The organism is Roseivirga sp. AWQ4_251 (genome assembly GCF_056158225.1).
Map to the genome: position 1 here is coordinate 3108503 of NZ_JBSWSW010000001.1, position 19993 is coordinate 3128495.

21 protein-coding genes are annotated in these 19993 nt (G+C 38.6%); 7 read left to right on the forward strand and 14 right to left on the reverse strand.

Annotation, left to right across the window (positions count from 1 at the left end; all coding sequences use genetic code 11):
* Nucleotides 1–188: 188 nt before the first annotated feature.
* Both ACXACJ_RS13665 and ACXACJ_RS13670 read right to left on the reverse strand, forming a co-directional pair.
* The gene (locus tag ACXACJ_RS13665; protein ID WP_422006856.1) at nucleotides 189–392 is read right to left on the reverse strand and encodes a hypothetical protein; all 204 of its coding nucleotides are present in this window, start codon (nucleotides 390–392) and stop codon (nucleotides 189–191) included.
* 258 nt (nucleotides 393–650) lie between these two features.
* Nucleotides 651–1592 (reverse strand): toprim domain-containing protein, encoded by a 942-nt coding sequence (locus tag ACXACJ_RS13670; protein WP_475134989.1) that lies wholly within the window; start codon nucleotides 1590–1592, stop codon nucleotides 651–653.
* Between the two features lie 89 nt (nucleotides 1593–1681).
* On the opposite strand from ACXACJ_RS13670, the gene ACXACJ_RS13675 reads away from it, so the two are divergent.
* On the forward strand, nucleotides 1682–2209 hold the full coding sequence (locus ACXACJ_RS13675; RefSeq protein WP_475134990.1) for a hypothetical protein: 528 nt from the start codon (nucleotides 1682–1684) through the stop codon (nucleotides 2207–2209).
* 1 nt (nucleotide 2210) lies between these two features.
* On the opposite strand, the gene ACXACJ_RS13680 is transcribed toward ACXACJ_RS13675, so the two are convergent.
* Both ACXACJ_RS13680 and ACXACJ_RS13685 read right to left on the reverse strand, forming a co-directional pair.
* Entirely contained in the window at nucleotides 2211–2423 is a 213-nt protein-coding gene (locus ACXACJ_RS13680; protein WP_475134991.1) for a hypothetical protein, read from the reverse strand.
* Nucleotides 2424–2671: 248 nt separating this feature from the next.
* Complete coding sequence (locus ACXACJ_RS13685) at nucleotides 2672–4009, reverse strand: phage integrase SAM-like domain-containing protein (protein WP_475134992.1); 1338 nt, start codon at nucleotides 4007–4009, stop codon at nucleotides 2672–2674.
* Nucleotides 4010–4404: 395 nt separating this feature from the next.
* Here ACXACJ_RS13685 and ACXACJ_RS13690 point away from each other — a divergent pair, with 395 nt between their 5' ends.
* Nucleotides 4405–4731 carry a hypothetical protein gene (locus tag ACXACJ_RS13690; protein WP_475134993.1) on the forward strand — a complete coding sequence of 109 codons (327 nt, stop codon included), beginning with the start codon at nucleotides 4405–4407 and terminating at the stop codon, nucleotides 4729–4731.
* On the opposite strand, the gene ACXACJ_RS13695 is transcribed toward ACXACJ_RS13690, so the two are convergent.
* Complete coding sequence (locus ACXACJ_RS13695; RefSeq protein ID WP_475134994.1) at nucleotides 4732–5562, reverse strand: hypothetical protein; 831 nt, start codon at nucleotides 5560–5562, stop codon at nucleotides 4732–4734. It abuts the gene before it with no gap.
* Between the two features lie 326 nt (nucleotides 5563–5888).
* Here ACXACJ_RS13695 and ACXACJ_RS13700 point away from each other — a divergent pair, with 326 nt between their 5' ends.
* The gene (locus tag ACXACJ_RS13700; RefSeq protein WP_475134995.1) at nucleotides 5889–6263 is read left to right on the forward strand and encodes a hypothetical protein; all 375 of its coding nucleotides are present in this window, start codon (nucleotides 5889–5891) and stop codon (nucleotides 6261–6263) included.
* Nucleotides 6264–6301: 38 nt separating this feature from the next.
* Nucleotides 6302–6562 carry a hypothetical protein gene (locus ACXACJ_RS13705; protein WP_475134996.1) on the forward strand — a complete coding sequence of 87 codons (261 nt, stop codon included), beginning with the start codon at nucleotides 6302–6304 and terminating at the stop codon, nucleotides 6560–6562.
* Here the strand turns inward: ACXACJ_RS13705 and coaE are convergent.
* The 7 genes from coaE to ACXACJ_RS13740 all read right to left on the reverse strand — a co-directional run bounded on the left by coaE (nucleotide 6529) and on the right by ACXACJ_RS13740 (nucleotide 11644).
* Nucleotides 6529–7137: a dephospho-CoA kinase gene (gene coaE / locus ACXACJ_RS13710; protein WP_475134997.1), complete on the reverse strand. Its 609-nt coding sequence runs from the start codon at nucleotides 7135–7137 to the stop codon at nucleotides 6529–6531. The genes ACXACJ_RS13705 and coaE overlap by 34 nt on opposite strands.
* A complete protein-coding gene (locus ACXACJ_RS13715; protein ID WP_475134998.1) occupies nucleotides 7130–8104 on the reverse strand; it encodes a YbbR-like domain-containing protein in 975 nt (324 codons plus the stop codon). The genes coaE and ACXACJ_RS13715 overlap by 8 nt, the downstream gene beginning before the upstream one ends.
* Before the next feature lie 6 nt (nucleotides 8105–8110).
* Nucleotides 8111–8434 (reverse strand): preprotein translocase subunit YajC, encoded by a 324-nt coding sequence (gene yajC / locus ACXACJ_RS13720; RefSeq protein ID WP_475134999.1) that lies wholly within the window; start codon nucleotides 8432–8434, stop codon nucleotides 8111–8113.
* Between the two features lie 16 nt (nucleotides 8435–8450).
* Complete coding sequence (locus tag ACXACJ_RS13725) at nucleotides 8451–8978, reverse strand: DUF1573 domain-containing protein (protein ID WP_475135000.1); 528 nt, start codon at nucleotides 8976–8978, stop codon at nucleotides 8451–8453.
* A 10-nt stretch (nucleotides 8979–8988) separates the two neighbouring features.
* Entirely contained in the window at nucleotides 8989–9294 is a 306-nt protein-coding gene (locus ACXACJ_RS13730; protein ID WP_475135001.1) for a YtxH domain-containing protein, read from the reverse strand.
* A 1-nt stretch (nucleotide 9295) separates the two neighbouring features.
* Nucleotides 9296–10474, reverse strand: coding sequence for a transcription antitermination factor NusB (gene nusB, locus ACXACJ_RS13735; RefSeq protein WP_475135002.1), 1179 nt, complete (start codon nucleotides 10472–10474; stop codon nucleotides 9296–9298).
* A gap of 66 nt (nucleotides 10475–10540) precedes the next feature.
* Nucleotides 10541–11644, reverse strand: a complete 1104-nt coding sequence (locus ACXACJ_RS13740; RefSeq protein ID WP_475135003.1) for a Glu/Leu/Phe/Val dehydrogenase dimerization domain-containing protein — start codon at nucleotides 11642–11644, stop codon at nucleotides 10541–10543.
* A gap of 152 nt (nucleotides 11645–11796) precedes the next feature.
* Here ACXACJ_RS13740 and ACXACJ_RS13745 point away from each other — a divergent pair, with 152 nt between their 5' ends.
* Nucleotides 11797–13584, forward strand: a complete 1788-nt coding sequence (locus ACXACJ_RS13745; RefSeq protein WP_475135004.1) for an ABC transporter ATP-binding protein — start codon at nucleotides 11797–11799, stop codon at nucleotides 13582–13584.
* A 51-nt stretch (nucleotides 13585–13635) separates the two neighbouring features.
* Here ACXACJ_RS13745 and ACXACJ_RS13750 read toward each other — a convergent pair whose 3' ends face one another.
* Nucleotides 13636–14166, reverse strand: coding sequence for an FKBP-type peptidyl-prolyl cis-trans isomerase (locus ACXACJ_RS13750; protein ID WP_475135005.1), 531 nt, complete (start codon nucleotides 14164–14166; stop codon nucleotides 13636–13638).
* A 189-nt stretch (nucleotides 14167–14355) separates the two neighbouring features.
* Nucleotides 14356–17493, reverse strand: a complete 3138-nt coding sequence (locus tag ACXACJ_RS13755) for an efflux RND transporter permease subunit (protein ID WP_475135006.1) — start codon at nucleotides 17491–17493, stop codon at nucleotides 14356–14358.
* 165 nt (nucleotides 17494–17658) lie between these two features.
* Between ACXACJ_RS13755 and ACXACJ_RS13760 the strand changes: the two genes are divergently transcribed.
* The gene (locus tag ACXACJ_RS13760) at nucleotides 17659–18828 is read left to right on the forward strand and encodes a hypothetical protein (RefSeq protein ID WP_475135007.1); all 1170 of its coding nucleotides are present in this window, start codon (nucleotides 17659–17661) and stop codon (nucleotides 18826–18828) included.
* A 106-nt stretch (nucleotides 18829–18934) separates the two neighbouring features.
* Nucleotides 18935–19990: an efflux RND transporter periplasmic adaptor subunit gene (locus ACXACJ_RS13765; RefSeq protein ID WP_475135008.1), complete on the forward strand. Its 1056-nt coding sequence runs from the start codon at nucleotides 18935–18937 to the stop codon at nucleotides 19988–19990.
* The last annotated feature ends 3 nt before the right edge of the window (nucleotides 19991–19993 follow it).

Sequence of the window (19993 nt, forward strand, 5' to 3'; positions counted from 1 at the left end):
TCAGTTTGCGCCTATTTTGCACCACACCCTCTTTTGAGATGCGGCTTAATCTTGACTCGAAAAGCAGCCAATTCATAAGCACGGTTCAATTATCCGCTTCAAAAATCACGCGCTTGCTGGCCAAAAGAAAAACAAAAAGAAGCTGTCAGGACAGAACATCCTGACAGCTCTTGGGGAAGATCGGTTGTTTATTCGGCTTTGTAATCTGGTTCGTCTTGTTGGACTTCCTGAATCACAAAACGTAAGTCTTTCTCAAGTCCGTTTAGTATTTGTGTGTAGCCGGTTCTTGTCGGCCAAACAGCTCCAACTTTCGTCCATTTGGCATTTTGACCTTGCCCATCCACGCGGTATACGAAGTGGCTTGGCTGATTATTTTTGATTTCTGTTGTCATGGTTTTCTCCTTTTGTTTGGGTTAATGACGGGAAGCAGAACACAGACCTGCAAAGTGCAGGGCAAAAGAAAAAATTTGGTTCGCGAGGAAGTCCGCTTAAACGAAGTGCAAAGCGGACGGGGAAATTTTTTATTGTAGACCTAGCGCAGGGATGTAGTCTGTCTGATCGGATTAACCGGAAAAGGTGAAAGTTGGTCTATGCATACAGACAAAAGAACAAACAAAGATTTAGCATTCCACCTACGGTCATTGGCTCATTCAACCAAGTCCAAAACGCTGTCTGGCTTCTTGTAAACCTAAGCTTTCATGAATCTGTGAAACGTCTTTGAACTGCGCATATTTGTGGTTCATAGATTTGACCTTAAAAGCTGAATCATTAAAGGCATCTTTTAAGATCGCTGTGGCTTTTTCGCCACCCTGATCATTGTCAAACCAGCATTGACCTACCCGATAATTGCACCTTTCTATTTCTTTGATTGCAGCCTGTATCATGGCTGTGCCGTTCAAGATGATCACATCGGATTGGGGTTGTTTGTAGCCGTAAATACAAAGCAATGAGAGAAAATCAAAAGGCCCCTCAACAAGCTGGAGATTATGACCACTTTGTCGACCACGAATGATTGTAATATCACGTTTGCCGACTAGACCTTTGAATTGTTTGTTGCGCAGCTCGTATCCACCAGAGCTGTTTTCAAACCCAAGGGCAAAGCCCTTAGTGTTGTTTTCGACATGACGGTATTGCACTTGTTTGACATAGGGCAGAGCAAATTCTCTCGGGATTTTTCTGCTTTCTAAATATTGAAAGAGAGCACTCGAAAACACTTTCTTCACTGAGACAATTTCAAGGCTGTTGGTTTTGACAATGGGTTTTTGAGTGTTCCTTTTTACAGTTTGCTTTCTTGCTGTTTTTCCGAACAAATCATTGATAGTTGCTAGTGCTCCCTTGGCATCTGTATTGTGGTAGAGCATCATATAATCAATGACTTTTCCACCTGCACAGCTTTGTGCATTTTTCCCAGCTTCGCCAAAGTCATTCCAGATATTTTGCGACACATCGACCACAAAGGACGGTGTGCGCTCTTCCCGAAAAGGCGAGAGAAACCACAACTCGGCTCCACCCTTTCGGATTTCAATAGGGCTATGTCCTTGTCTCTGCAAGACATCTAGGAGGTCTAATGATTTGGCTTGCTCTATGTTCATTTCTCAGTGTCCTTTATGTTGTTTTTCCCTCTGATGATTTTTAACTTTAATAGACTGGTTGAATAATGTAGTCCAAAATCAAATTTTATATGAAGACTGTAAGCAGAGTTTTTATCGTTTTACTTCTTACACAAGCTTTTTTAGGCTGTGATAAAATTGGGGGAAACGATCCGGAAGAAGATTATCAAAATGTCGTAGATTTAATATACTCTCAAGACACCGAAAAATTATTAGAAGGTTTTGAATTTACGAAATCCGTGAGCCGTGATTCACTTTTGAACTTCATGCAATTGTTTAGCAACAAGTTTGATAACCCAAAATGCGTCAGCAACGATTTAGCTTATGAGTATCATAAAAAATATAAAATTGAAAATTTTCGAATTGTCGGTGGAATAAAAAATGATGAGTTTGGGGAATATACAGATACTTATTATTTCCTTGATGCCAACGAGCAATTAGGCGTGATACAACTTAGGAGAGATAAAGACAATGTAGACGCCTTGAAAACATTAGACAAAAAGGCAAGCACCAATCCTTTTGCATATAATGATGATGAATTCCGTAATTTGTTTATCGCTATCAATGGTCTGAGATTTGGTTTGTTAAAAGCAACCTGAATTAACGGATTAATGAATGAATCCGATCTTTTAAATATTTGGTAAGATTGAAGCCCATATCTAAATGTTGACTTTTTTCGGGTTTTAGATCAGACCAATCGTTATTTTCTGATTTTTCTTTATTTACAGTATCATTTAGAAACAACTCTTCAGATTGATTGCAAGCGGACAATCCAAAAACAATAGCCAAGGCAACAATTTTCTTACGAGACACTTTATAACTCCTATTATTTATTGATAATGATTATCAATATCACCTCATGCTCTATGAGTAAATAGGGTTTCGTCAGGGCTATGTCTTTTTCTTTGTAAGACACCCAATAGAGATAAAGACTTTGCCTGCGCAGCATTCATTTAAAACCTTCGAAATATTAAAAAGAAGTACATGTACAACGTTTAGAGACGTTGCATTTATCAATCAAAATTTTATTAATAGTGATCTATAAGATTCGCTTTTATAGATCACGGCTCTTTCGAGCCAGTGATCCAAGCATTCATTTCATCCAGTAGATTGAATTGCATGTTTTGCTCATAGTGCTTTTCCGTGGTCTCCACACGGGCATGACCAAGACCCTTTGATATTTTGCGAATGTCTATACCCAAACCCAAGCCCATATTAGTCCAGGTATCTCGGGCTGTGTAGGTCGTTATGTTCTTTTCGATTCCCAAGTGATTGGCAATTTCAGTGAAATGATCATTGAACCATTTTGCCTTTTGCCCCTTCACCCGAAAAACACGCTCCTCTGGGGTATCCTCAGGAATTAAAGGAAAAAGATACTGACCAGGCTTTTTATCTTCCTTATAGAAATCTATGATCTCTATATTCTCCTCATTCTGTTTAATAGAGAAATTATCGCCTTCTTCTTCCGTTTTTTTTCGAGTATAATTGAAGCGTTCACCATCAAACCATCCGACCTTTGCTAGTGCCAAATCCATAAAGTTCATGCCCATGTTATTAAACATGAATAGAAAATAATTGATGGCATGATATTTTGGATTAGCACGGTCAAATTCACTCTTGAGTGATCTGATTTTGCCGATTTCCAGCTTTGTCAAAACTACAGGCTTGTTTGGAAGACTGACCTTCTTAATTCCCTCAAATGGTTTATGCCCCTTTAGTTCATCAAAGGAATCCTCAGCATCACTAATTATAGACTGAATACTTCTCAAATGGATGAACACAGAGTTTTTGGCATTAAACCTATTGCTCATATAAGCTTCAAAGCGCTTTGCGAAATCCTTATCTATCACTTTTATTGGAAAGTCGTGCAATTGATAGTCTTCTAGAACCCTGTATTCATCCTTATTCCGATCCCAGGAAAACAGGCTCTTTATTATCACCCTATCATTCTTACCTTGACGCTTAAGATTGAACTTCACAAAAACTTTCAAAGCATCTTCATAGGAAGCAATTGTAGAATACTTACCCTTAAGCCGAAACCTAGTGAAAAGATCAGCAGCATGTTCAAACAGCATGAGCTCGGATTGCTTCTTGAAGAACTTTCTTTCAATTTTGTCCTTCAGCTTAGAAATATCCCACAGCTTAATCTCAGCTTTGTTTTCATCAAGCCAAAGATCAATATCCGCATAAACCTTCTGGACTCTCTTTGTATTCCTTACAGCGTTGTGAATACCTTTGAATTCTATTTTATCAGGATTAAACAATTCAGGATATAAATGGATATCAAAGCCTATATCACGAGTCCTGCTCTTATGCGAGATGCGTAAAACCAATGGGTATTTACCATCCTTATCACGGCAATTTTGCCGTGAATCCAAGGTTACTTTGACTTTTGCCATGAGGTTCCTTTAGAAAACTTGCGTGCTTTTTGCGTGCTTTTTTGAGTTTTATTCAGCTTTATTCAGTTTAATACTAAGCAAAAAGCGCCTTTAAACCACACATAAAGCGTTTTTAATTTGAATGAATATGATTGGTTTTGATTGTGGTTCAGGAGGTCGTGGGTTCGAGTCCCATCTTCCACCCTCAAAACCAGTTACGAAAGTGACTGGTTTTTTTATTTCAGAACCAATCACCCATCTAATGAATCTCCTTCATCAATTTTAATGAGTTTCATTTGTTGACTTAAGAATTTGTACCATTCCAATTGAAAACCATTAGATTTATATCTAAATTGACCTTTTCTAATTACCTCTTTCACTACTTGATGAAATAAACAACTTTTTAATTAAAAGAGATGGATTCACCGCAGCATCCGGGACAAAAAATAAAATGGATTATTGATCATTTCGAAAAGGGTAATGCCGCAGAATTTGCAAGAAAAACTTCCCTTTCGGCTCCTACCGTTAAATCTTATGTAGACGAAAAAATCAAACCTGGCTACGATGCTCTTCAGTCTATATTAAAAGCGTATCCTGAAATCAACATCAGCTGGTTTATCCTGAACATAGGCCCTATAAAGTCAAAATTGGGACCAACGGAGCAAAATATTATAGAGCAAAATAAAAGATTGAGAGAAGGGATTAAAAACCTCTATAGGATACACGTTGAGGGAGTTGAGTAACTAAGCCTTCACCTCACTGTCCTTCATTTCAATGGTCGGATAGGATTTTTTGAGCGATTGCTCAAAAAGCGAACGATCAATTTTTGAGTTCTGCATTTGCACCTTAGCCTTTTCCGCATTTCTTGGGGCTAAATGGCTAAATAAAACAGTAGATTTTCCACTCTTGCAGTTCTTTAAAACAATTTGGTCTGCCAAAATATGGTTTAGCACCAACTGACCGTACTCGCCAAAAGTACCAATCTCCATAGTTCCAACAGAGAATTCTTCAATTTCGATTGAATTGAAAACCTCAGGGCAAAGAAAGAAAACGGAATTGTCTTCATTTAAACTACCACTGCTGGTAATGGTGGCCATATCCAACTGGTTACTACAGCCAATATGAAGAAGGTTAAATTTGGGATTTCCGCTAAAATCAAGGTGATTGATTGAACAGGCTTTGATCTCCAAATCACCAATTTCAGAATTGTTTATGATGATTAGCCGTTCGAACCTACACCTAACAAAAGCCAAGAAATTAATTTGGCTTTCTTCAACAATGAAGTCTTTAAAATGACAGTCTTCAAAAGTAAGCCGGCAGTCAATCGCCACATTGCTCAGCAAAACATTTTTAAACCAACTTTCTTTAAAATGAAGATTGTGTTGTGAAAAGTAATGATGTCCGACAACATTAATAGATTGAGACATTTTGAAATCAAAACCACTAATCAAGAATTCGTAGTCCTTGCCCTCTACTATTTTTAAAAAACTTGCTTCACTTAAACTTCGCATATCACACTTGTCTAGAAACTGACCATTGAAAGGGACACCTCCCTTTACGAAGTAGAACGGCATTAAAAAAGAGTCTCAACCACATATTGTTTCATGTGATTTTCGAAATGTAACTAAGACTTTAATTATTCACAAACCATTGAGCTTAGTTTTTCTTAAGGTCAAGGATTAACACAAAATTTTCTTTCTTATTCCTTAAACACCACCAAATCACATTCAGCCCTAAGCATTTTTTTCCAACTTTTTTAAAACTTTTTCGTTGCAGCCGATTTTAAATCCTTAATCACTTGATTTTAAGTTTTTTAACCCTTTAATTCACAACTGTAGTTCAACAACTCATTGAACGCAAAGCTGACTTAACTTTTTACACCTAAAATCAGGTTCAATTTATGAATACAGTTCTATCTGTTTCAGAAAGCTTCTCTCCATCACACCTATCCTGTTTTTACAGACCCCTAAAAGAATGGATTGACAGCAACACCCTATACCAGCAGCAAGGGTTCGTTTGGAATATCGGCATTGCAGACGCAGAAAACATTTTAGCAGTAGAAAATACGATTAGGCAAGACATGACTTGCAAACATTTCAAATCATGGAGAACAGGTTCATTCAAAGAAGCAATGGACACCATCAGAGATGCCTCTAAGCTACCTACGGTATTTAAATCGCCTAAAAACAGCTATACCACAAAAGGTATCTACATTTTTGCTTATAAAACAGTAATGCAAAAAAACAGTCGCCTTTATCATACTTTGAGGTTCTAATCTCCGAAACAATAATTTCAAATCATTAACTTGGGCCTATGGCTCATTCGTTTTTCGATTTCTTCAAGTTAAGCTTTGATGAACAGATCAAAGAGCTTTACCATAATGGCACTTTCATAGTTGCTATTCGATATTATGGTTACAAAATCAACCTCTACCTTCTCAACGACTATTATCTAGAAGTTTTTTACAACCACAAATTAGACAGGATAGAAAAAATTGATTTGCTGGATTTCGGGCATAGCCGAATGAAATTCTATGAAGATCAGATTTCCTTACCAAGTCTTTCAAACTGTTGATATAGCTTGATAACTTGAGGGATCAAGAGTTTTTCTCCACTATTATCGATAAGGAAATCAGCAGCAGCTTTTCTCGCTTTATCATCAACTTGTCTGCTCATAATATCCGCCACCTGCTGAGCACTTCTCTGTGAGTCTCTCAAGAGCACTCTTTCGGTTCTTATCTTCTCCGAGGCCATTACACAAACAAGCCGATCCAGCTGCTTATAAGAGTCATTCTCTATTAACAACGCAGCCTCCTTAAGAACAAAAGGAGACTTTTGAGATTCAGCCCATTTAACGAAGTCCTTCGCTACCGCTGGGTGAACAAGCTTATTCAGCTTTTCAAGCTCGATTGGATCATTGAAAACTCGCCCAGCCAAATAGGTTCTATTGAGAGCTCCATTAGAAAAGTAGCTCTCATCTCCAAATTCGGCAACAACCTGCTTTTTTAAATTAAGGTCTTGATGCATTAAAAGTTTACCTCTGTCATCGGCATAATAAACAGGCACGCCAAGCTGCTCAAAAATTTGACAAACCGTACTCTTACCAGATCCAATACCTCCAGTAATCCCAATCACAAAAGGCCTATTCATAAACTACCTTTACTTTTTTTGGTGAAAACTCAGGATTAAGCACAATAGGAGACTTCAAAGTAACTTCGATTGGAATGGTTGAATCTCGCTTCTGCATATTCAAAAAATCGACCATGAGTACCAAATCGGTCGAATCGATGGTTCGATCTTCCTTTTCAGAAATTTCATAAGCCACTAAAACTCTTGAAGGAACAATACCCACATTGTTCTTTTTAAAATTCACCCTATAAACGGGTAAATCAATACTTTTCTGAAGAAACTCTGTTACTTCAAACTTTACATTTACTTCCCCAACGTTCGGTTTTATGAGATCGGAACCTAAGTTAGAAAGCGTAAACTTTTCATTCACATCGCTAGAGAATTCCTTTTCTCCAGGACGAATCACAAATGGACTATCAAGTTTACTGATCAAGGATTCGGGGCCTTGCACGGTAATCTGTGTAGGAGATAAAACGACAGGAGAAGTTACTTTATAATTAGGCGCCAACTTTACCGAAGAACTGTCAAAAGCAACAGTTAAGGTTCTGGTAATTCTTTTATCGATATGGAAGACAACAGAATCTTCCAAAATGTAATTTATAAGCACGGGATCTAGCTTAGGCGCAATTTCTTGACGTAAGACTGAAGAAAGTCTAAAACTATCTCGTATGGGGTTTTCAAGCTCAATTTCTAAAGGCTCCATACTGAAACCAAAAGAACGCGTCATCAAATCCCATCCACCACCTGTTACCTCTAGCGGCAAATGATCTGGCAATTCCTTGGTGGCAATGTAAAGCGAATCGTTGTAACTAACCTTTAGAGGATAGTTGATTTGGGTAACGTAATCGGATTTATTCAACGCGCTGAAAAACCAAAAGGTGGTGGAAATTATAATACAAATTACCACCACCTTGGCTTTTTCGTCTTTCGTGCTTGGTGCATTGAAAGACTTTCGAAGTTTTTCAATTATTTCTTCAGCGCTTCTCAATCACTTCTATGATTTACTATCGGCTAACTTTTTACTGGCCTCAAGAGATATTGCACTTTTCTCAAATTTGATTCTCGCACCTTTCTCCACATCAAGGGTAATCGTTTCTTCATCGAGCTCGGCAATACGACCGTGGATACCACCAATGGTAACGATTTTATCGCCTTTTTTAATTTCGTTGATGAAGTTCTTTTGTTCCTTTTGCTTCTTCTGTTGAGGTCTAACCATGAAGATGTAAAAAACAATTGCAATACCTCCAAAAAGGATCAATTGCTGCATACCAAAACCACCACCAGAGGCAGTGGATTGTAATAGAATACTCTTTAACATTTACTTTTTTGATTAATTATGGTGCTGTTGAGGTTTGAACTAACCCTCTTAAGCTAAGTCTAGTTTGTTTTGGATTGGTGTTAGCCACAATAGTGATTACAGGGCTCTGCTGACCATTTTTACCTTTGCTATCAAATCTTACTGCAATTTCGCCAGATTGTCCTGGAGCAATTGGGCCATCAGGTTTTCTTGGAACAGTACATCCACAAGATGCTGAAGCACTTTGAATGATTAAATCTTCAGTACCTACATTAGTAAATTTGAAAGTATAGTTTACAACTTCACCTTGTTGAATAGTTCCGAAGTTATGCAAAGTGTTTTCCCATTTGAAAGCCGCGTTACCTCCCAATTGCTGTTCAGGAGCTGCAGAAACTGTAGTAGATGGAGTTGTAGTGGTGCCGTTATTTCTAACCACTCCGCCATTCTCCAACTGGTTTACTCTTCTTTCTAAATTGGCAATTCTTTTTTCCATATCAGCATTTCCGCATGAAGATGCCATCAGCACCAATGCCACAAAGCTCAATAGGGTCAGTTTAGTTTTCATAGTTCTATATTTAGTTTTTATCTCCAGATTTAATCTGACCAATAAGGTCATCAACATCGCTCAAAAGTTGCTCGGCTCTCAATCTTGCCTCCGACACTACCTTCTGTCCTTCTGCCTTCGCTTCTGAAGCTATTTCACTCTTACCATTGACCAAGTCTTCCAATAGGTCTTCCAACTGCTTTTTATACTTATCTAATTGATAAGAAAGCTTATCTCTTGTGTTAGAACCTTTATCTGGAGCATATAAAATACCTAGAATTGCCCCGGTTGCCGCTCCAACCACAAATGCCAATAAATTACTTGATCCTCTATTCATATTATTTATTATCCATTAATCCCCTTCCGCTCTTTTTCAGTTTTCCTGAATCTTTCAGTTCTACGCTAATCACGTCTAAAACGCCATTAATAAACTGCTTACTTTTTGGGGTACTGTAATTTTTCGAAAGTTCAATATACTCATTAATAGTAACCTTAACAGGTATACTCTGGAAATTCAACATTTCGGCAATCGCCATTTTCAGTATAATCTGATCGGTAATCGCCAGCCTGTCTACTTCCCAGTTTTTGGTTTTTGAAGCTATAATGCCACTATACTCATCATCGTGTTCTACCACGGTTTTGAATATCTTTTCGAAGAACGTTCTGTCTTCTTCCCAATTGTTTGAGAAGTCTGGCAAATCAAATTCTTTAGGAATACTGCTCTCTTCCAAATCACGGATTGAGCGGCTCACTAAACTTCTAGCTATCGCTTTATTTTCTTTCCAGAAGATGTTTTGCTCTTCGAAGAAGGTCAAAATCATCTCGTTTTTAAACACCACTTGCTTCACAATATGTTCCACAATGGCTTTGTCTTCCTCAAAACTTGGATTTGCCGTTCTGCGATATTCGTTATAGGTTTCGTCTTTCTTTAAAACCTCTTTATACCAAGTTTTAACATTGTCTTCATTTTCTTCCCAGCTCAAATCTCTTTTTACCAAAGCCACCTGAACTTTAGAAGAGTTATTGAAAAACTCAACTACTTTATTTTTAGAAAAGTTATAGTCTCCGGCTAAAATTCTTTCTGGGGTTAATTTCGACTTTTTATCGGTCTCAATTTTAGAATACTCCGACCAAGCGGCCAATAAACTGATAACTTCCAAAAATCTATCAACTAGCGATTCTGCATCTTCAAGCATTGAAGAAAGCTGGTGGTCAATATCTTTTCGCTGGCGAACTAAGTAAGATTTGTGGGCATCGTTAGCCGCTTTTTGAGATGCAGGGTCAATAACCTCGGAAGGATCCAGAGCAGTCCCATTAATTTTATTGGCAAATAAACGTTTTGCCTGTTGTCTGTTTTTTTTCAGCAGGTCGTGGTCAGGGGCTTCCATCGAGTTTAGGTCAGGCAAAAAAGCCTCATCGATTTCGGCCAAGCCAATGTTATAGTTGGCGTCTTTACATTGACCATAAGCGAATAAAGATTGCATCGCTTTTACCCTAAGAGATCTTCGGTTGAGCATTTCAGAATTTTAAAGAACGGCTAAATTAAAAGTGTCAGGGAGTTTTAGCAACTCCCTGAGGTTATATTACAATGAAAGTTTTACTCTACCAACGTCTTGAATGCGCTTTTCAGCAAGCAACATAGCTGCTTCCTGTGAAGGAATTCCATCGCTATCCGCCTTATCCAAAATATTGGTGCATGTGTCATAAATTTTTTCTGTCCAAGCGTACGCTAAGTCGCTATTGTAAGCACCTTTCAACTCTCCAGAGATGTTGATAATGCCACCAGCGTTGATCACAAAATCTGGAGCATAAATCACTCCTTTATCGATCAACATATTGCCATGCCTAACCTCTTCTTTCAATTGGTTATTAGCAGCACCAGCAATTACCGAACATTTCAATCTGCTAATTGTATCGTCATTGATGGTGGCGCCCATTGCACATGGCGCATAAATATCTACATCAAGATCATAAATTTCGTCCATACCTACTACTGTAGCTCCAGTTTTAGCAGAAATTTTAGACAATTTATCTTGATTAATATCGGTAATGAAAACCTGAGCACCTTCTTTAACAAGATGATCTACCAAGTACATTCCTACTTGACCAACCCCTTGAACGGATACTTTTTTGCCTGAAAGTGAATCAGAACCATAGGCCTTTTTAGCGGCAGCCTTCATGCCTACATAAACCCCATAAGCGGTTACTGGCGAAGGATCTCCACTACCTCCCATTTCTACAGGAAGACCTGTAACATGCTTGGTTTCCATACCAATATATTCCATGTCACTGGTTTTCATATTCATATCTTCAGCAGTAATGTATTTACCGCCTAAGCTGTTTACAAACTTTCCAAACCTGCGCAAAAACGCTTCATTCTTCAATTTTGCAGGATCTCCAATAATCACAGCTTTTCCTCCTCCAAGGTTTAGCCCCGATATTGCTGCTTTGTAAGTCATTCCACGCGAAAGTCTCAGCACATCAATGGCAGCTTCTTCTTCCGAAGCATAGCTCCACATTCTGGTTCCGCCCAAGGCAGGGCCTAAAACTGTATTATGAATACCGATAATGGCTTTGAGACCTGTGGGCTCATCGTGGCAGAACACCACTTGTTCGTGACCTAGCCTGGCAGCTTCTTCGAAAATTGAAATGCTCTTCACTTTTTCTTTCTGGTTTACTTCCACCATTGTTGTCAAATTGTAGTTTACTTTATCTTTGCCTTATCTCTTGCAGATTTGGCCATTTCTATTGTGGGCAAAAGTAAGTGAAAAGTTGAATAATTCTAAAGAATAACTCACGACAGGCAACCTATTTATGCGAGCCTGTGTTAACTCAAAACGTGAAAGAGCTAAGCCACCTAAATAAGTACCTGTATAAGTATAAGCATTTGCTCATACTGGGAATAATCTACCTAATTGCCTCAAACTATTTTGCCATTTGGCCAGCCAAAGTCGTTCGCTATGCAATCGACTATGTTACTGAAAGTTACGCTTTATATCATGTTTTTGATGGCGGAAACTTGAGTAGTTCGTTATTCAACCAATTGGAAGTTGGCGTATTGATTTTAGGTGCCACCATTATTGTAATGGCTTTATTACGAGGTTTCTTTCTGTTTTTGGTAAGGCAAACCATCATTGTGATGAGTAGAAAAATTGAATACGACCTTAAAAACGAGGTTTACCTTCAATACCAAAGCCTTCCGCTAAGTTTCTATAGAAAAAACAATACGGGAGATTTAATGAACCGTATTTCAGAAGATGTTAGCCGAGTAAGAATGTACCTCGGCCCTGGGATCATGTACGGCATAAACTTATTGGTGCTTTTCCCAATGGTGATTTACCAAATGCTTAAAGTAAACGCAGAATTAACTTTATATGCTCTTTTGCCGCTCCCTCTGCTTTCTGTAAGCATTTACTTCGTGAATAATGTGATCAATAAGCGATCAGAGGAAATTCAAGAAAGTCTTTCGAGCATGTCTACCTTTATTCAAGAAGCATTTTCAGGCATCCGGGTTATCAAGGCATTTGTAAGGGAGAAAGATTCTGTGAATAACTTTTTGAAAGAAAGTGAAGACTACAAACACAAATCATTAAGGTTGGTTTTTGTAAACTCTTTGTTCTTTCCCCTAATCATGGGATTAATTGGCCTCAGTGTAATTCTCACCATATATATAGGTGGAAACCAAGTTATCAATGGTAGAATTAGTTACGGAAACATAGCTGAATTCGTAATTTACGTAAACATGCTTACTTGGCCAGTAACGGCCTTAGGATGGATTACAAGTATTATTCAAAGGGCTGCGGCCAGCCAAAAACGCATCAATCAGTTTTTAAAAGAAGAAAACCATATTACTTCCGAAGAGAACTTGGACGTTGAACTTTCGGGCAATATAAAATTCGAGAATGTAAGCTTCACTTACCCTGAATCAGGGACCAAAGCTTTGAAGAATGTAAGCTTTGAAGTAAAAGCGGGAGAATCTATTGCAGTAATCGGCACCACAGGTTCTGGGAAAAGCACGATTGCCAACCTTATCGGCAGAATGTACGATGCTACTTCGGGCAACATCTACCTAGACGAAAGAAGTATAAAAAGCTATAACATTGCCCGTTTGAGATCGCAAACAGGTTTTGTACCTCAAGATGTCTTCCTATTCAGCGATTCCATCGCCAACAACATTGCTTTTGGCGCTGATGATATTTCTAGAGAGGATATAATTCAGGCCGCAAAAGATGCCGACCTATACAATAACATTCAAGACTTCCCGAAAGGTTTTGAAACCATGCTTGGAGAAAGAGGAATTACGCTTTCTGGAGGGCAAAAACAGAGAGCTTCCATTGCCCGAGCGATTGTAAGAAATCCTAAAATTTTGATTTTAGATGACGCACTTTCTGCCGTGGACACAAAAACTGAAAACACCATTCTCAACAGCTTGGCCAAGATTATGGAAGGCAGAACTTCTGTGATTATTTCGCACCGAGTTTCATCGGCTAAACTAGCGGATAAAATTATCGTTCTGGATGATGGTGAAGTAATAGAACAAGGCACCAATGAATCGCTATTAGCTAAGAACGGAGTGTATAAAGAATTGTACGACAAACAACTTCAACAAGAAGAAACTACAGAATAGAAAAAGGGCTTCAGAAATCTGAAGCCCTTTTTCTAAATGATCCCTTTTAACTTATTTATCAATCTTTGTTAGGTGAATATTGAACTTAAGGTTCGAATTTGGAGGAATGCTTCCACTCTGCAAATACTGATAGCCCAAGAAAGAAGGAATCAAGAATGTTCCTTTTCCATTCAAATTCAATAAACGGGTAGAGTAGTCAAAGCCTGGAATTACAGCACCACGGCCAATAATAAAGGCAAAAGGCTCGTACTCTCGGCTTGAATTATAAGCATTGTTGTCTTTAGCTACTTGCTCAATACTGGTGTCAATAAATTTTCCGTTCAACAGATACAACTCATAGTCCACATAAACTGTGTCACCCACTTCAGCTTGAGTAGCGCCATCACCCTCGTCAAGAATGATGTAGCGAATTTTTGATTCCGAATCAATCTCAACATTTAAGCTATTAGCCGTCACATAAGCATCAATCGCTTCCAAATCGGCCTCTAATTGCTCTGCTGCATTGTAATTAAAACCATCATCATTCAAACAAGACTGTGTCAACAGCCCAATCGCCAATACTCCCAATAATAATCTCGGCATTTTCATTCTCTCTTTCATCAAAATTTCTGAATTCTATTTTTTTCCTTTTGAGGTCAAAGTAAATTTCACCTCGTTCTCTTTGGACACAAATTGGCCGCAGAGAGTTGCAAAAGAAAACATAAAAGCTTTCTACCGTAAAGGTAAGGCGGCACATTGACATTTCAGGGATTAACTGAAAAAACTGACTTTCTACGACTTAGCCTTTGCCAGTACAGATTTTCTGTTTGATAAAAAAACTGGCAAACAAACAAACACAGCAACAGTGGAGAATACCAATCCGCCAATGGTGCCAATGGCCAATGCAAACCAGAAGACCTCGTTTTCACCTTCCAATAGGAAAGGAATTAACCCAAAACAGGTAGAAAGGATGGTAAGCAAAATTGGCTGAGCTTTTCCCATGGTCGAACGCAAAACAGATCGGTTATAATGCTTCAGACTGGTGTTGTTTAAATCGTTAACCACGAAAATGGAGGCATTCACCACCAATCCTCCCAACATTACAAAGGCAGCATAACCTCCTTGATCGAAAGGAAAATCGAACAACGAAAAAATAAGGAACAAACCGATAAACGAAATGGGAATGGTGACAATGATATAAAAAGGCTGCTTCAAGTTTTCGAAGAGAATGGCGCAAATGAAGAAAATGCCCACAATCAAAAACACCAATAAACCATATTGTCGTTTGGCTCCTGAACTATAGGAATAGGAAGAAGCTTCAATTTCGTACCCAACGGGCAATTCTTGCTTCATCTCTTCAATGGTCTTATCTCTATATTGGCCCCCAAATTTCCCAGAGCCCTGATAATCGAAACCAACGACTCGCAAATATTGACGATCTTCTTTATTGATAGAATTCGCTCGTTCTTCAAACGTAAGCTTAGCATAGTCGCTCACTTTTACCAACCTAGAGGTATCGATAGGAAGAGACTGCTCCAGAAGATCGAATTTTGAAAAGTCTTTCGCTCCAAATGAACGAACATAAATTGGCAATCGCTCATTATTAAAGTTGGCACTGGCAGAAGCTCCCGAAGGTTTTGTGAAGTCCATCAAAACAGAAGTAAGTTTACCGCGGCTAATACCAGCATCAGCTAATTTCTCTATATCAAAATCCAAAACATACTCACTCCCTTTTACTCCGCCATAGTAATAGCTAGAACCAACGGCCTCATCGGTTTTCACTTGCTGAACCCGAGGATGCTTCTCTAATTTTTCTGCAAAAATCTCGGCCTGACGTTCGAGTTCGTCAAAATTATAGCCCTTCATTCTAACGCGATAACTCGGATTTTCACCTCTTTCACCTCCAGCGGAAAATCCTTGACCCACGCCATAAATCCCCCATTGAACACCCGTAAGATCAATTGACCTCGCCTGCAATCTTCCTTTCAGTTGATATGGTAAGGCTGAAAATTCGTATTCATCTTCGAAAGTGATTTCTACCCTTCCACTTCTTTCTCTAACCGTAGCTACATATTTATCCACTCCTTTTACTCCATCCAGAAACTCTTCAACCTTGCCAATCACATAATTAGCATCTTCCAAAGTTGTCCCGAAAGGCAAAGATGCGGAAACAGTTAATCTGGTTTTCTCTGGACTTCTAAAATGCCAGCCTTCGTAAACTTCTGTGACAAATTTCCGAAGGGCTCCTCCAAAAACTTTGTCGGTGATTGGCCTAATGTCGTCTTGGTAAGTATCGCTTCCAATGGTTTTATTGTACCATTCTTGACCCTCCCAATTCACTGGCATTCTGAAAACCGGCAAGCCAAAACCCAAAATCACCAAAATGATAAAGGCTTTACGGTAGCGCACAAAAAAGTGGATAGTTTTGGTGTAACCACGAAACCACTTCACCTTTCTTCTTAACCTTTTTAAACCCGATGATTTCGCTCTAACTAGCTTTTCTTTAAACATTAAAGTGTAAAGTGCTGGCGTAAAGAATAGCGCGATTAGCAATGAAACACCCAAATTAATCGCCACGACTATCGAGAAGTCAGTCAAATCTCTTCGATCTTCCTCGGGCAATAGCAGCACCATGAGCAAAGCCATAATTGTAGTAAGCGATGCCGCCAGTAGCGCCACAAAAATGTGCTTGTTACGCTTTCGGTACATATGATCGAGCATAACAATGGCATTGTCCACAATTAGCCCAAAAGAAATGGTTAGCCCAGCAATGGAATAAATATGAAGTTCAACTTTAAGGGCATAAATGAAAATAGCGGTAATGCATAAGTTAACTGCAATACCCAAGAAAAGTGTAAATAGATATTTTACATTTCTGTTTATGGCGAAAATGAAAACCAGAAGAATTAGAATAGAAAGCGTAGTTCGCTGATAAATCTTATCCATTTCTTCTTTTAAAAACTCAGAATCATCACGCTCTAAAAACAGCTCAATACCATCGGGCAAACCCTGAGAAAGCTCTTGAATCTTGCTTTTTACCATATCGGCCACAACCAATTTATTCACTCCTTTACGAGCTGTGACATTTAAATTGATGGCATTTTTCCCGTTGATCCGCTGATAACCTGTTGGCTCCTGCTCTTCGATAAAAACATCAGCAACATCCTTTAAAAGAATATCCATATTATCGACCTGAGCGACTACGGCATTCTCCAATGCTTCTAAACTGCTGAGCTCCGCTGACGTTCTAAAATAGAATTGCTGACCCGCTGGGTTCTTAATTAGCCCAGGGTAATTTTGGTCATGAAAAAGCCCCAAACTGCTGACAATAGAACCTTTAGAAAGTCCATATCTCATTAAAGTCAAAGCATCGAAAGCTACAGTAATTTGTAAATCGGTAGCGCCTGTAATGGCAGTTTCTTTAATCTCCTTTATGGCCGAAAGAGGTTTAAGAATAAATTCTTCTACGTCCTTTTTAATTTTGTAAGAAGCAAATGGCCCATTAACGGAATAAGTCAGCATTGGCCTTTCTTCCTCATCGTCATTGGCATTGCCTCCACTTTGGTCGACACGTGGGTAACTTAAATTCTCAGGTAGTTTTTTATAAATATTCCTGATGATGGAATTGATTTCGAACATGCGAAATTCCATGTCTTCACCCTTATCAAAAAAGAGCTGGATGGTGCCCGACCCTTCCCTAGAAATGCTGGTCACACTATTCACTCCCTCCATTTGAGCCAACGCATTCTCCAAAGGAGATGTCGCCAGCCTTTCCACAATATCAGGAGAAGACTTAGAGAGCCCATAGGTTATAGTAACCATGGGCTGCGTGTAATTTGGCGTAAAATTAACCTGAAGCCTCGGGATCAGAGCGACACCAATTAAGGCGCAAACCACAAAAATAATTACGATTCGGAACGGACGCTTCATGTTAAAAAATCATGCAGAACTGTGTGAAACCCTTAATTAAGTCTTTATTAGGTAGAAACTAAAATAAAAATCATTATAAATTTAAACTACGAAATATTTCGTAAATAGCAATTCGACTATTATCTTAGGTAGGAAATTAACTTTTTCGTTAAACCGACCATCAACATGAAAACGTCAACTTTTACAATGCTATTCTTGGCATTACTTCTCCTATCGTGCCATTCAGAATCGAAAGAAAATGTAGATGAGGAATCACCTAAACTGAGCTATCAAATTGAAGATTATGCTTTAGGGATTGATCAAACCACCCCTCTTGTGAATTATATCTATGATGATGGCCTGATAGATAATCAATATCGGCTTTTCGTTTTCAACCTTGAGAACAACAGCCTCCACAACTTCAATTTGACTGAAGCAACTCAGCAAAGCGTATTGAAATTACCGACCGCAGGTCCGAATTCAATCGCAGGAATGAACTTTGGAGGTGGAATGAAGGTGGTGAACAATGACACTATCATTCTTTTCAGGCCACAATCGCCAACCATTTCCTTATTCAATAGCGATGGAGAACTCTATCAAAAGTTTTCTTACCCTGCCGACACCACTGTTTTAGGAACACTTAGCGCTTCCACTCCCCTAGCTTACCGTAAAGGGAGCCTTATTATACAATTTGGCTACAACATCATGGAGAAATCCAGAGAAGAAGCCTTGGCATTGAGAAGAAACGCTCGGCATTTGGCCAAGATTAATTTGGGTTCTGGGGAAACAGAAATTTTAGATTTCCCATATCCTTCTGAATATGGAATGAGTAATTTCTCACAACAATTCGATCAAATGGACATCATTTACAATCCTGATATCGACAAATTCATTATCAACTTTCCGATTAGTGATTCCATTTACGTAACAGATTTCAAAGGTTCAACCCAAAGCTTTTTAGCTAAAAGTGAACTGGTAAGTAAAATTTCAGAAATGGATTTGAACAATAAATCAGTGAACCCGAGCTCCATTACCAGCTTTTACTATTGGACGAGCGACAGTTATGGCAAGCTGATTTACCACCCAGATTTGAAAATATATTTAAGAGTAGCTCGAACTCACATAAGCGATCAGAATTTTATTGATCGAGATTTTTCAGAAGTAAAAAGAGAAATAGTTGTTTTAGACGCTGAGTTTAGAAAAATTGGGGTAATTCCTGTTAGTAGCTCAATGCTTTACTTACTCTTGGGAGAAGAAGGAATTTATACTAATAAAGACATTAACAAGTTCAATTACGAAGCAGGAATAGAAGATTCCCTCTTCTTTGAATACATTAAAATTTCTATTGAAAAATGAAAGCTTCTATAAGCCGCATAAAGCTGGATCAATATATTTTCAATGAAATTGAATTAACTACCAAATTAGTTTTGTCATTCAGGTTTTAGCACTATTTTAGGCAATTATGAAACGATTTTTTTTATTCGCCTCAATTCTTTTAGTAAGCTTAGGTTGTAAACAAGAAAAAGCCGAAGTAGAGGAAGTAGACGTAGAGGCGCTCCGCAAGGAAGTTAAGCCCACCGAGGTACAAGTTGCTCCTGCTACTTATCGCCCATTCGAATTTTTGGTAAACGCTACTGGCGACATAGCCTCTGAGCACGAAATCAAAATTAATTTTGAAGGCAGTGGCTATTTAGAAAAACTCAATATTTCGAACGGTCAAAGGGTTAAGAAAGGGCAAATTCTTGGTGAGCTTAAAAACCAACAAGAGCAGTTTAATTTAGAGAAAGCCCAAATCACCTACCAAAAAGCTCAACTGCAATTTGAAAACGATTCGCTTGGCTATAGCAAATTCAATGATGAAATGCTGAAATCTCTTAAACTTAGAGCTGGTTTAGCCGAAGCTCAAATCGCATTAAAAGAAGCTCAAATCGCTCTTGAAAACACAATTATTAGAGCTCCTATAGATGGTACAATTGTAGACCTTGAAGCGAAACAAGGAGGTTTGGTTTCTTCGGGAAACACGCTCTGTTCCATCTACGACCCGAGTAACTTAACACTCACAGCCAAGATTATGGAAACCAATTTTCACTTTATGAAAACTGGCCTGAAAGCGGATATTTTCCCATTATCGATAAGAGATAAATCATTCGTAGCCCGAGTTTCAGAAATTAATCCAAGAGTAGATGAATCCGGAATGATTCAAGTGAAACTCCAAATTCAAGATACTCAAGGGTTACTTCCTGGTATGAATGCCACAGCGGTAATCAGAGCACCCCAAGCGGAACATATTATCGTACCAAGAGAAGCGGTGGTAATTAAAAGTGGAAAAACCGTAATCTTCACCCTAGAAAACGGATTGGCTAAATGGAAATATGTTACCGTTGGTTTGGACAATGGCGAAGACATTGAAGTACTGGATGGCCTGAAAGATGGCGATGTAGTGATCATCAGCAACAACATACAAATTGCGCACGATGCTGCAGTTAGCATAGCTAACTTGGAAGACTCCAACAAATAGGCT

Excerpts from the sequence above, each read along its gene's own strand:
- ACXACJ_RS13755 (WP_475135006.1), bottom strand. The coding sequence starts at position 17,493 with ATGAAGCGTCCGTTCCGAATCGTAATTATTTTTGTGGTTTGCGCCTTA.
- ACXACJ_RS13750 (WP_475135005.1), bottom strand. The coding sequence starts at position 14,166 with ATGCCGAGATTATTATTGGGAGTATTGGCGATTGGGCTGTTGACACAG.
- ACXACJ_RS13685 (WP_475134992.1), bottom strand. The coding sequence starts at position 4,009 with ATGGCAAAAGTCAAAGTAACCTTGGATTCACGGCAAAATTGCCGTGAT.
- ACXACJ_RS13690 (WP_475134993.1), top strand. The coding sequence starts at position 4,405 with ATGGATTCACCGCAGCATCCGGGACAAAAAATAAAATGGATTATTGAT.
- ACXACJ_RS13670 (WP_475134989.1), bottom strand. The coding sequence starts at position 1,592 with ATGAACATAGAGCAAGCCAAATCATTAGACCTCCTAGATGTCTTGCAG.
- ACXACJ_RS13695 (WP_475134994.1), bottom strand. The coding sequence starts at position 5,562 with ATGCCGTTCTACTTCGTAAAGGGAGGTGTCCCTTTCAATGGTCAGTTT.
- ACXACJ_RS13675 (WP_475134990.1), top strand. The coding sequence starts at position 1,682 with ATGAAGACTGTAAGCAGAGTTTTTATCGTTTTACTTCTTACACAAGCT.
- ACXACJ_RS13725 (WP_475135000.1), bottom strand. The coding sequence starts at position 8,978 with ATGAAAACTAAACTGACCCTATTGAGCTTTGTGGCATTGGTGCTGATG.
- ACXACJ_RS13700 (WP_475134995.1), top strand. The coding sequence starts at position 5,889 with ATGAATACAGTTCTATCTGTTTCAGAAAGCTTCTCTCCATCACACCTA.
- ACXACJ_RS13705 (WP_475134996.1), top strand. The coding sequence starts at position 6,302 with ATGGCTCATTCGTTTTTCGATTTCTTCAAGTTAAGCTTTGATGAACAG.
- coaE (WP_475134997.1), bottom strand. The coding sequence starts at position 7,137 with ATGAATAGGCCTTTTGTGATTGGGATTACTGGAGGTATTGGATCTGGT.
- ACXACJ_RS13765 (WP_475135008.1), top strand. The coding sequence starts at position 18,935 with ATGAAACGATTTTTTTTATTCGCCTCAATTCTTTTAGTAAGCTTAGGT.
- ACXACJ_RS13665 (WP_422006856.1), bottom strand. The coding sequence starts at position 392 with ATGACAACAGAAATCAAAAATAATCAGCCAAGCCACTTCGTATACCGC.
- yajC (WP_475134999.1), bottom strand. The coding sequence starts at position 8,434 with ATGTTAAAGAGTATTCTATTACAATCCACTGCCTCTGGTGGTGGTTTT.
- nusB (WP_475135002.1), bottom strand. The coding sequence starts at position 10,474 with ATGCTCAACCGAAGATCTCTTAGGGTAAAAGCGATGCAATCTTTATTC.
- ACXACJ_RS13740 (WP_475135003.1), bottom strand. The coding sequence starts at position 11,644 with ATGGTGGAAGTAAACCAGAAAGAAAAAGTGAAGAGCATTTCAATTTTC.
- ACXACJ_RS13730 (WP_475135001.1), bottom strand. The coding sequence starts at position 9,294 with ATGAATAGAGGATCAAGTAATTTATTGGCATTTGTGGTTGGAGCGGCA.
- ACXACJ_RS13760 (WP_475135007.1), top strand. The coding sequence starts at position 17,659 with ATGAAAACGTCAACTTTTACAATGCTATTCTTGGCATTACTTCTCCTA.